This window comes from Arthrobacter sp. ISL-30 (genome assembly GCF_018613855.1).
In the GTDB taxonomy this organism is placed as follows: domain Bacteria; phylum Actinomycetota; class Actinomycetes; order Actinomycetales; family Micrococcaceae; genus Arthrobacter.
The window spans coordinates 165147-174631 of record NZ_JAGGPK010000003.1; the positions used below are offsets into that span (position 1 = coordinate 165147).

The 9485-nt window shown below is 63.2% G+C and carries 10 protein-coding genes and 1 tRNA gene; 2 read left to right on the plus strand and 9 right to left on the minus strand.

Translation table 11 applies throughout. The annotated features are described in order from the left end of the window. Positions 1 to 155 precede the first annotated feature (155 nt). Together msrB and J7E82_RS01030 are read right to left on the minus strand one after the other, a co-directional pair. Positions 156 to 611, minus strand: a complete 456-nt coding sequence (gene msrB, locus J7E82_RS01025; protein WP_214859499.1) for a peptide-methionine (R)-S-oxide reductase MsrB — start codon at positions 609 to 611, stop codon at positions 156 to 158. A 14-nt stretch (positions 612 to 625) separates the two neighbouring features. After that, positions 626 to 1117: a hypothetical protein gene (locus tag J7E82_RS01030; protein WP_214859502.1), complete on the minus strand. Its 492-nt coding sequence runs from the start codon at positions 1115 to 1117 to the stop codon at positions 626 to 628. 88 nt (positions 1118 to 1205) lie between these two features. On the opposite strand from J7E82_RS01030, the gene J7E82_RS01035 reads away from it, so the two are divergent. Then, positions 1206 to 2480 carry an alpha/beta hydrolase family protein gene (locus J7E82_RS01035; protein WP_374223572.1) on the plus strand — a complete coding sequence of 425 codons (1275 nt, stop codon included), beginning with the start codon at positions 1206 to 1208 and terminating at the stop codon, positions 2478 to 2480. Here J7E82_RS01035 and ybaK read toward each other — a convergent pair. From ybaK to J7E82_RS01050, 3 genes are all read right to left on the minus strand, one after another. Then, entirely contained in the window at positions 2477 to 2974 is a 498-nt protein-coding gene (gene ybaK / locus J7E82_RS01040; protein WP_214859503.1) for a Cys-tRNA(Pro) deacylase, read from the minus strand. The two genes, J7E82_RS01035 and ybaK, sit on opposite strands and share 4 nt — an antisense overlap. 12 nt (positions 2975 to 2986) lie before the next feature. After that, complete coding sequence (locus tag J7E82_RS01045) at positions 2987 to 3454, minus strand: SufE family protein (RefSeq protein ID WP_214859504.1); 468 nt, start codon at positions 3452 to 3454, stop codon at positions 2987 to 2989. A gap of 169 nt (positions 3455 to 3623) precedes the next feature. Further along, the gene (locus J7E82_RS01050) at positions 3624 to 4547 is read right to left on the minus strand and encodes a sulfurtransferase (RefSeq protein WP_214859506.1); all 924 of its coding nucleotides are present in this window, start codon (positions 4545 to 4547) and stop codon (positions 3624 to 3626) included. A 207-nt stretch (positions 4548 to 4754) separates the two neighbouring features. On the opposite strand from J7E82_RS01050, the gene zapE reads away from it, so the two are divergent. Then, positions 4755 to 5792 carry a cell division protein ZapE gene (zapE, locus tag J7E82_RS01055; RefSeq protein WP_214859507.1) on the plus strand — a complete coding sequence of 346 codons (1038 nt, stop codon included), beginning with the start codon at positions 4755 to 4757 and terminating at the stop codon, positions 5790 to 5792. 50 nt (positions 5793 to 5842) lie between these two features. On the opposite strand, the gene J7E82_RS01060 is transcribed toward zapE, so the two are convergent. The 4 genes from J7E82_RS01060 to J7E82_RS01075 form a co-directional block, all read right to left on the minus strand. Next, complete coding sequence (locus J7E82_RS01060) at positions 5843 to 7057, minus strand: benzoate/H(+) symporter BenE family transporter (RefSeq protein ID WP_214859509.1); 1215 nt, start codon at positions 7055 to 7057, stop codon at positions 5843 to 5845. A 188-nt stretch (positions 7058 to 7245) separates the two neighbouring features. Further along, positions 7246 to 7506 carry an antitoxin gene (locus J7E82_RS01065; RefSeq protein ID WP_214859511.1) on the minus strand — a complete coding sequence of 87 codons (261 nt, stop codon included), beginning with the start codon at positions 7504 to 7506 and terminating at the stop codon, positions 7246 to 7248. Positions 7507 to 7686: 180 nt separating this feature from the next. Continuing rightward, positions 7687 to 9108: an amino acid permease gene (locus tag J7E82_RS01070; protein WP_251041295.1), complete on the minus strand. Its 1422-nt coding sequence runs from the start codon at positions 9106 to 9108 to the stop codon at positions 7687 to 7689. 258 nt (positions 9109 to 9366) lie between these two features. Next, a tRNA-Gly gene (locus tag J7E82_RS01075) sits at positions 9367 to 9439 on the minus strand. Positions 9440 to 9485 lie beyond the last annotated feature (46 nt).

A 9485-nucleotide genomic window follows, 5' to 3' on the forward strand; every position in this document is an offset into this window, starting at 1 on the left:
GACGTACCTTCCTTCGAATTTGTGGAACTGAGGCGAGCGTAGCAAGCAAACAGTTCCACTAATCCAAGAATGGTTTAAGCATAAGCAGGTCTTTGGCTAAAGCCTTCGCCGACGATCTCCAGCTGAAGGCGGGCAATAGCTCGTACTGCTTTAGGTCACGGCGCCGCCGGCTCTTCACTGCTGTCGGACTTGATCAGCCTGAGCGAGATTGAGTTGATGCAGTATCTCTGGTCTGTGGGGGTGTCGTAGCCCTCGCCCTCAAACACATGGCCCATGTGCGAATCACAATTTGCGCAGCGAACCTCAATGCGATCCATGCCAAGGGTCTTGTCGTGGATGTAACGTACTTTCCCCTCGGCAAGGGGTGCCCAGAACGACGGCCAGCCACAGTGCGAATCGAATTTCTCGCGGCTGGTGAATAGCTCGGCGCCACACGCGCGGCACTGGTAGACACCTTCTGTGTGGGTGTCCCAGTACTCTCCGGTGTAGGCGCGCTCCGTGCCGGCCTGCCTCAACACCCGGTACTCCTCAGGCGTCAGCTCACGGCGCCAGTCGGCGTCGCTCTTTCCCTGCGGGGCGTTTCCCTGCGGGGCAGTTTCTGATGTGCTCATGTCAGGAACAACGCTCAGGAGTCGCCGATAAATCCCGAACCCGCGTACAAGTGCAGTACTGGCAGTCCCAACTGATCCTGGGCCTTGTTGGCCCAGTCCGTATGGAAAGTGTCCGCGATGGCATGGGGGCGTGTGATAACCACAGCCTGGCCCGCGCCAAGCTCCTTGACCTTGGACACCAGGCTAGCTACGGCGTCGCCTTCGACAACCTCGCCGGTCACGCCGCCGCCCAGCCCTTCCAAAGCCGCCAGGGAGGTGGACAGGGCCTCTGCCGCTTCGGCGCGCTTCACCGCCGGGTCAGGTGCAGAGGAAGTCAACTCCCGGAAGGCCTTCGCTACCTCCAGCATGGAGAGATTCTCCAGGAAGTCGACCAGCAGGTGGCGTTCGGTGTTTCCCGGCACCAGTACCACGAGGGGCGCATCTCCGGCGTCGACAAGCCTGGAGATATTGACGCGGTCGTCCGAGCCTAGCGGTTCTTCGGTCAGAATCACGATGGGGTCGCTCATGGGAACAGCGTAGTCCCGAGCGGCATGCGTCTGTATCGTTTGGGCCGGCAATTCTCTCTCCAGGACCCGGGACAGAGAGAATGAAGTCATGGCTTCACGCATTCGAGTTCATCCTGCCCCGCCCGACACAGGCTTCGATCACCTGAAAATGTCCACGCGCGCCACGTGGACTATTGCGGGCATCGCTGCGGGAGCGACGATTGCCGGAATGCTGGCGGCAGGGTCCTCGGCGCTCGCCGCCTACTTCGCGCGCCGGATCATTACGCCCAGAAAGGCCAAGGTGGAAGACCAGGAGGTCCTGGCCGTCATTCGTGCCGGCAGGGGCCAGGAGGTCATCCTTGCCGCCACGCCGGATACCACGATTGACGGCGTCTTCAGCCTGTACTGGAACGGTGACCGGGGTCATGCCCGCATTGGCAGGATCGTGTCCTATTCGCCTGCCGAGCGTACTGTCCAGCGGGAGGTGGAGGAGGTGTACAGCGGAGACCTGTCCAAAGCCCGGCGTGCCCGGTGGAGCGGCGCTGTCTATCCCTCGCCCTATGCCATCGGGCTTGCTGCTGAGGATGTGAAGATCGACGTCGACGGCGGCCAGGCACCAGCCTGGCTTGTCTCATCGGGCGCCGATACCCCCTCCTCGATCTGCGCGATCATGGTCCATGGGCGGGGTGCTACCCGGGTCGAGGGCCTGCGGGCCGTCCGCACGGCCCGGGAACTTGGGATGGACAGCCTGCTGATCTCCTACCGGAACGACGGACTCGCCCCCTCGGCAACGGACGGACGCTACGGCCTGGGTTCCACCGAGTGGAGGGACGTGGATGCCGCAATCGACTTTGCACTGGCCCGAGGCGCCAGCGAGATAGTCCTGTTCGGCTGGTCCATGGGCGGAGCAGTCTGCCTCCAGGCGGCCGACCTTTCCCCGCACCGCCACATCATCCGTGCCATGGTCCTGGATGCCCCGGTGGTCAACTGGGTGGACGTGCTGGCCCATCACGCCGAAATCAACCGGATCCCCTACATGGTGGGACGCTACGGCCAGTTCATGCTTGGACATTCGCTCGGCAGGAGGTTGACCGGCCTGGCCGCACCCCTGGACCTCAAGGTCATGGACTGGGAGGCCCGTGCAGTGGAACTCCGCACTCCCACGCTGGTGATCCACAGCGTGGATGACGATTACGTTCCCTACGGTCCCTCGGCCAGCATGGCCAGCAGGAATCCCGAAATGGTGACGTTCGAGCCGTTCGAGCGGGCGCGGCACACCAAGGAGTGGAATGTCGACCCGCAGAAATGGGAGCGGCTGGTACGGTCCTGGCTCCTGCGTCAACTGGCTCCCCAGAATCACCCGGGACAGAATGCTTCGGTTTAGTTCCTGGCCGTGCTGATGGCGGCCGTGCGCGCTCCCGTGAGCCTGATGAGGTCGCCGGGCGCGAGCTCAACGTCCAAACCGCGTCGTCCCCCGGAGACCAGGATCGTGTCGAAGCCGAGGGCGGAGAGGTCAAGGACGGTGGGGGAGTGCTGGCGCTGGCCCAGCGGTGAAATGCCTCCCAGGACGTAGCCCGTGCGGCGCTCTGCCGCCTTGGGATCCGCCATGACTGCCTTTTTCGCCCCCAGGGCGGCTGCAACGGCTTTGAGGTCCAGGTTCCCGCTCACCGGCACTATGCCGACGGCGAGGCTTCCCTCAACTTCGACCATCAGCGTCTTGAAAACCCTGGCCGGTTCGATGCCTAGCGCCTCAGCAGCTTCGAGCCCGTAGCTGGGTGCGCTCGGATCGTGCGAATAGGGGTGGGAGACAAAGGAAACGCTGGCGGCAGCCAGGGCGGCTGTAGCCGGCGTTCCAGTAGAAGCCTGTTTTCGGGCCATGCCTGCTGCCCGTCAGTTTCGGGATCGGAGGCGGTCTGCGGCTGCGACCTTGCGTTTGATACGGCCAAGCATGGCGGTCATGCCGCGCATCCGCAAAGGCGTGATAGCCCTTGTCAAGCCCAGCAGTTCGGGCATGTCATCCGGGACGGCAAGGATTTCAGCGGCGGTGAGCCCGTCCAATCCTTCATACAGCACCCCGGCGAAGCCACGCGTCGTGGGCGCTTCGGGCGGGGCCTTGAAGAATAGGCGGTAGGCATCGGGGGAGCCATCATCGCCCTGCTGGGCTTCGATAGTCAGGAACAGCGGAGACTGGCACTCCACTACTTGCTCCAGGAGTTCCGGGTGGTCGGTGAGGCGCTCGGGCAGTTCAGGGAGGCCTCGGGAGAACTCCAGCAGCAGCTGCAAGCGCTCGGGCTCCGAGAGTGCCTGGAAGTCATCAACAATTTCCGCCAGGGCGGCGGGCAGGGTGTTCGTACTCATCTATTCCAGCTTACGCATTTAAGCCAGGAATCCGCTCCTTGCGGCGAAAGACTACGGGCAAGGCAGTCCAGGTGCGTGGCAGGGAGCGGATCCAGGTTGATCAGGCTTGTCGGCTAGCGGGCAGTCTGGCCGGCGGCTTGGCTATGGAGTGGCTGCTAGCGAGTAGCTGCTAGCGAGCAGCCAGGGCGGGAACCGAGCCCCGTTCCGCACCCTTGGCGATGGGTACGCGCACGGCGTTGCCCCATTCAGTCCAGGATCCGTCGTAGTTGCGAACGTTGTCGAAACCAAGCAGGTACTTCAGGGCGAACCAGGTGTGGCTTGAGCGTTCACCGATGCGGCAGTAGGCAACAACGTCGTCCCCGGGCTTGAGGCCGGCTTCTCCGAGGTAGAGCGCTTCGAGCTCAGCGCGGTCCTTGTATGTTCCGTCTTCGGCGGCAGCACGAGCCCACGGAATGGAGGCGGCCGTGGGGATGTGCCCGCCGCGCAGGGCGCCCTCTTCGGGGTAGGCCGGCATGTGCGTGCGCTGTCCCGTGTACTCCTCGGGGGAACGGACGTCGATCAACGGCTTCCCGAGGTGGGCGAGGACGTCTTCCTTGAACGCACGGACAGGCGAATCGTTGCGTTCCACAACCGGGTAGTCGCCTGGCTTTGGCTGGGGGACATCAGTGGTGAGTTCACGGCCCTCCGCGATCCACTTGTCGCGGCCGCCGTCGAGCAGGCGAACATCCTCGTGGCCGAACAGCGTAAACACCCACAGGGCGTAGGCCGCCCACCAGTTGGACTTGTCGCCGTAGATGACAACGGTGGTCTCGCGGGAAATGCCCTTCGAGGCGGCCAGGGCGGCGAAGGCTTCGCCATTGACGTAGTCACGAGTGACTTCATCGTTCAGGTCGGTATGCCAGTCGATCTTGACCGCGCCAGGAATGTGGCCGGTTTCGTACAGGAGGACGTCTTCGTCGGATTCCACGACCACAAGCTTGCCATCGGCGATTGCGCCGTCCTTGAGGGCGGCGGCGAGCCACTCGGTGGACACCAGGCGTTCGGGATGGGCGTACGCGGCGAACTTCTCGTTCTCTTCAACGGGGTAGGACATAGTCATGGCCTTTCACAGACAACGGAGGATGCCGGACCATCAGGCGAACATGAGAATGCCCGGCGTGCCTCCAACAATATCCACGCCCTCATCCGAAAGCTTCACCCCGTTCATAAAGTGAAATATGGCCTTGATCACGGGGTCGGTATTGAGCCTTGTATTGCCGGTATTCTTGCTGAGGACCAAATATCGGCAGAACGGACCACCTTGGTACAGATCGAACAGCTCGTCGCCCGCACGCCGGCAGTTTCCGTGCACGAGCTCCTTGATGGCTTTCACCCGTCGCAGCGGTTCGCCGACGTGTCCTTCTCCAGCTACCGTCCCGATCCCGCGCAGCCCAGCCAGTCCGCCGCCGTCAAGGCCCTGGAAACCTTCGCCGACGGTGTTGGCGCCGACGGCGGAGGCGGACTGTTCAAGAAATTCTTCTCCAAGAAACCCGACACGAGGGCGGGAATCTACCTCGACGGCGGCTTCGGCGTCGGAAAGACCCACCTCCTGGCTTCCCTGTGGCATGCTTCGCCCGGTCCGAAGGCCTTTGGCACCTTCGTTGAATACACCAACCTTGTGGGTGCGCTGTCGTTCCGCAAGACAGTGGAAGCGCTCAGCCACTACAAGCTTGTCTGCATCGACGAGTTCGAACTGGATGATCCGGGCGACACAGTCCTGATGTCGCGGCTGATGCGCGAACTGGCCGACGCCGGCGTCAAGCTTGCGGCCACCTCAAACACCCTGCCTGGTTCCTTGGGCGAGGGGCGCTTTGCCGCCGTCGACTTCCAGCGTGAGATCCAAGTCCTGGCGGACCAGTTCGACGTCGTCCGGATCGATGGCGAGGACTACCGGCACCGTGGCCTGCCGGCCGCGCCCGCCCCGCTCAGGACCGAGGACCTAAAGCGGCAGATGATCGCCGAATTCGACGGCCAGACTGTGGCGGTTGACGAGTTCTCGACCCTTGTCCATCACCTTGCCGGCGTCCACCCCAGCCGTTACCGCCAGCTGATCGGCGGAATCGACGCCGTCGTATGGCGGAATGTGCAGCCCATCACCGAGCAGGCAGTTGCCCTCAGGTTCGTGGTCCTCGCTGACAGGCTCTACGACAAGGACGTTCCGATCCTGGCCAGCGGTGTGCCGTTCGACCAGCTTTTCACCGACGACATGATGACGGGCGGGTACATGAAGAAGTACTTCCGTGCGGTGTCGAGGTTGACGGCACTGGCCCGCGAAGGCCAAAACCACGAACCCTCCTGATGTAGGGGACCGTCCTGACGCAGGGAACCGTCCTGATGCAGGGGACCGTCCTAGCCGGCTCTCCGCTTTTGTAGGGCTGCCCGCGTCAACAGGCCTGCGACGAGCGCCCAGAACGGGGCGCCGATCCCGGCGAAGGTAAGGCCCGAGGCCGCCACCAGGAACGTCACGCAGGCGCCCACCCTTTCCCCTGCCTCCTCCAAGGCTGACGCGATCGCCGTCGCAAGGGTTCCCAGAAGGGCGAGCCCGGCTACTGCCTCAAGGAGGCCCGGGGGAGCGGCCGCAACGATGGTTGTCAGCGCGGCCGAGAACGCGGCCAGCACCAGATACCCCAGTCCCGATGAGAAGCCCGCGAACCATCGCCTCCTCCTGTCCGGGCCGGCTTCTTCACCTGCCGCCAGGGCTGCGCTCAATGCCGCAAGGTTGATGGCGTGCCCGCCAAAGGGCGCTCCCGCCAGCGTCCCCGCCCCTGTCAGCAGCATTGACGACCGCCAAGGGGCGGTAAAGCCGAAGGACTTGAGGACCGCCACGCCGGGAATGTTCTGGGAGGCCATCGTGACGATGAACAGGGGTATCGCGAGGCCGGTGACGGCCTCCAGGGTAAGCGAGGGCGTTGTCCAGTGCAGCGCGGGAAGCATCCCCTGCATAGAGAGGCTCGTTCCATTGATCGCCAGGTCAACGCCGATGACGGCGAGGGCCATCGCGAGGGCGGCGGGGACTGACCAGCGCGGTGCGAACCTCATCATGAGCAGCCAGCAGAGCATGACGGGCGCAACGAGAAGCGGGGTGCTGCCCAGGGACTTGAACGGTGCCAGGCAGAGGGTGAACAGCACGCCGGCCAGCATGGCCTGCGCAATGGCCGTGGGGATCATGCCCAGGAGGCGCCCCAGGGCTGGCAGCAGCCCGGTCAATGCGACCAGGACGCCCGTAACGAGGAAGGCGCCGACGGCGGCCGGCCACCCGCCGTCGGGCATCACCGCGCCGGCGAGGAGGGCGGCGCCTGGAGTGGACCATGCCAAGGTGATGGGAAGCCGGGAACGCCAGGAGAGCCAGAGGGCGCCCACACCGACGGCAAGGGTAAGCGCCAGGAGTCCGCTGGAGGCCTGTGCCGGCGTCGCCCCCATCGCCCGAAGTCCTGCCAGGACCACGGCGAACGACGACGCAAAGCCCACCAGCGCGGTGACGATTCCGGCGATTGCCGGGCGTGCCAAACCCTCCTTTGCAGAAACGGGGGACTCGGACGCTGTGCGAGGCGAGAAGGCGGGCATGTGGCTCAACGTTACCGGAGCTCGTCGCACGCCTATCACGTTTGGTTCCTGCGATTGAAGGCCTGCGATTGAATGCCCTCCGTTTAAACGGCCCTCCGCTTAAACGCCGAGGGCGCCGGTGCCGCCTCTCGGCGGGACCGACGCCCCGTTGACGCAACTGTTAAGGAGCCCAAACCGGCTGCTGCCGGCTACGGAGCCTCATTCTTGGCGGGTGCGGAATCGGCGGGAGCTGCTTCTTCGGCAGCCGGGGCCTTTTCGGCTTGCCCGCTGCGGCCAACGAAATCGGAAGCGGCATTCTGGACTTTATCCACATGACCTGCGTACTTGCCGCCGGTCTTTTGGTCGATGAAATCACCGGCCTTGCCGATACCGTCCTTGATGGCTTCCTTGTTGCCACCAATGAGTCCTTGAGCCTTGCCCTTCAGATCGTCAATTAATCCCACGGGCACCTCCCTTCTTCCGCGGAGCCAGTTCGCTCCTCCACGTTTAACCCTAGACCCGGACACATCGCCCTGCCAAGGGTTCATTTGACGGAATGGTCAAGAAGCGCCTTCCCCTTGTCACATTGTTGGGAGCGACCCTCGCCAGGAGTCACGTGACGGGGAGTCACATCGCCGTGGAGACGCTGGTCAGCCGACTTTGGCGTCCTCGAGGTGGCGTGGGCTGTTGGGGTTCATCAGGGAGTGCTTGCGACCATAGCCGAAGTAGATGACCAGGCCAACCACAAGCCAGACTGCGAAGCGCAGCCAGGTTTCCCAGTGCAGCTGGGCCATGAGGAAGGCTGACGCAACGACGCCGAAGGCCGGAACAATCGGCATGAACGGCAGGCGGAAGGTGCGCGGCGCGTCCGGCTTGGTGTAGCGGAACACGATCACCGCAAAGCACACCACCACGAAGGCGGCCAGGATGCCGATATTGGTCAGGTCGGCGACTTCCTTGATGGGGAAGACACCGGCCAGGAAGGCCGAGGCAATGCCAGCGATCCAGGTGACCCGCTGCGGGGTGCCGTGCTTGTCGGTGCCCGCGAACCACTTGGGCAGGAGCCCATCGCGGCTCATGGAGAACCAGACACGCGTAACGCCCAGGAGGAAGGTAAGCATCACGGTCAGGATGGACAGCACCGCGAACACCGAGATGATGGTGGCGATCACCGGGAGGCCCACGCCTGCGAATGCGGAAGCGAAGCCGGCTTTGGGGTCGATGTCCTGGTAGTTCTGCATTCCGGTCAGGACCAGGGTTGCTGCAACGTACAGGAGCATGGCGATGATCAGGGACAGCACGATTGCCTTGGGCATGTGCTTCTTGCCGTCCTTGGCTTCCTCGGCAGCCGTACTCATGGCGTCGTAGCCGAAGACAGCGAAGAAGACGGTGGCTGCACCGGCGAGGACCGGCCCAAAGCCGCTGGGCATGAAGGGGTTGAAGTTCTCGGTGTCGATGTAGAAGATGCCAAGGCCGATGATGAACAGGATCAGGATGACCTTAATGGCAACGGCTACGAGTTCGAAGCGTCCGAAGGCCTTGGTGCCCCGGCTCAGGATCCAGGTGACCAGGAGGCAGACCAGGATGGCGGGCAGGTTGATGATTCCGCCCTTGCCCTCGTCCACGGTCGAGGTCATCCAGGTAGGCATGTGGATCCCGATGCCGGACAGGAACGCGTCAAAGTAACCCGAGATGCCGATGGCGACCACCGCGACGATGGCGATGTATTCCAGGAGGAGGTCCCAGCCGATGAACCAGCCGATGATCTCGCCCAATGCAACGTAGCCGTAGGTGTAGGCCGAGCCTGCACGGGGAATCATGCCAGCGAATTCCGCATAGGACAGGGCAGCGGCAGCCGACGCCAGGCCGGCGACAAGGAAGGAGATGAGGACGGCAGGGCCCACACCCGGGTTGTTGGCGTCGCCGTGGGCAACCAGGCCGGCAAGGGAGAAGATTCCGACGCCGATGATGCCGCCGACGCCGATGGCCGTCAGCTGCCACAGGCCAAGGCTTTTGAAGAGTCCGCTGTGCTTGTTCTCTTCCTCGATGTCATCGATTGGTTTTCGTCTCATGACCGACCGGGCCAGGGTTTGCTGATTCACTGGTGCTCCTGTTGTGCCGTAGTAGTGATTTTGGTCCCTGTACAGTATGCGAGCCGAATCACATTAGATAAAGTGACATCTGCTTAGGGGTATCCGTTAGTTTCACTGATGTTTTCCTTCCCGCCATGTTCGACGAACGGTTGGGTGGACCGTAGGGCGGGCCTAAAGGGGCATAAAAAAAGCAGCTCCAGGGAGCTGCCTTCATCGTTGATGCCAAGGTTGTTACCGAGCGGACGACGAGATTCGAACTCGCGACATCCACCTTGGCAAGGTGGTGCTCTACCAGCTGAGCTACGTCCGCACATGCAGGAAATCCGGCTTTGCCAAACTCCAGCAACAAGCAAGTT

Bases quoted from the DNA above. Each gene is read 5' to 3' on its own strand.
- msrB (WP_214859499.1), bottom strand. From the start codon at position 611: ATGAGCACATCAGAAACTGCCCCGCAGGGAAACGCCCCGCAGGGAAAG.
- J7E82_RS01030 (WP_214859502.1), bottom strand. From the start codon at position 1,117: ATGAGCGACCCCATCGTGATTCTGACCGAAGAACCGCTAGGCTCGGAC.
- J7E82_RS01035 (WP_374223572.1), top strand. From the start codon at position 1,206: ATGGCTTCACGCATTCGAGTTCATCCTGCCCCGCCCGACACAGGCTTC.
- ybaK (WP_214859503.1), bottom strand. From the start codon at position 2,974: ATGGCCCGAAAACAGGCTTCTACTGGAACGCCGGCTACAGCCGCCCTG.
- J7E82_RS01045 (WP_214859504.1), bottom strand. From the start codon at position 3,454: ATGAGTACGAACACCCTGCCCGCCGCCCTGGCGGAAATTGTTGATGAC.
- J7E82_RS01050 (WP_214859506.1), bottom strand. From the start codon at position 4,547: ATGTCCTACCCCGTTGAAGAGAACGAGAAGTTCGCCGCGTACGCCCAT.
- J7E82_RS01060 (WP_214859509.1), bottom strand. From the start codon at position 7,057: ATGCCCGCCTTCTCGCCTCGCACAGCGTCCGAGTCCCCCGTTTCTGCA.
- J7E82_RS01070 (WP_251041295.1), bottom strand. From the start codon at position 9,108: ATGAGACGAAAACCAATCGATGACATCGAGGAAGAGAACAAGCACAGC.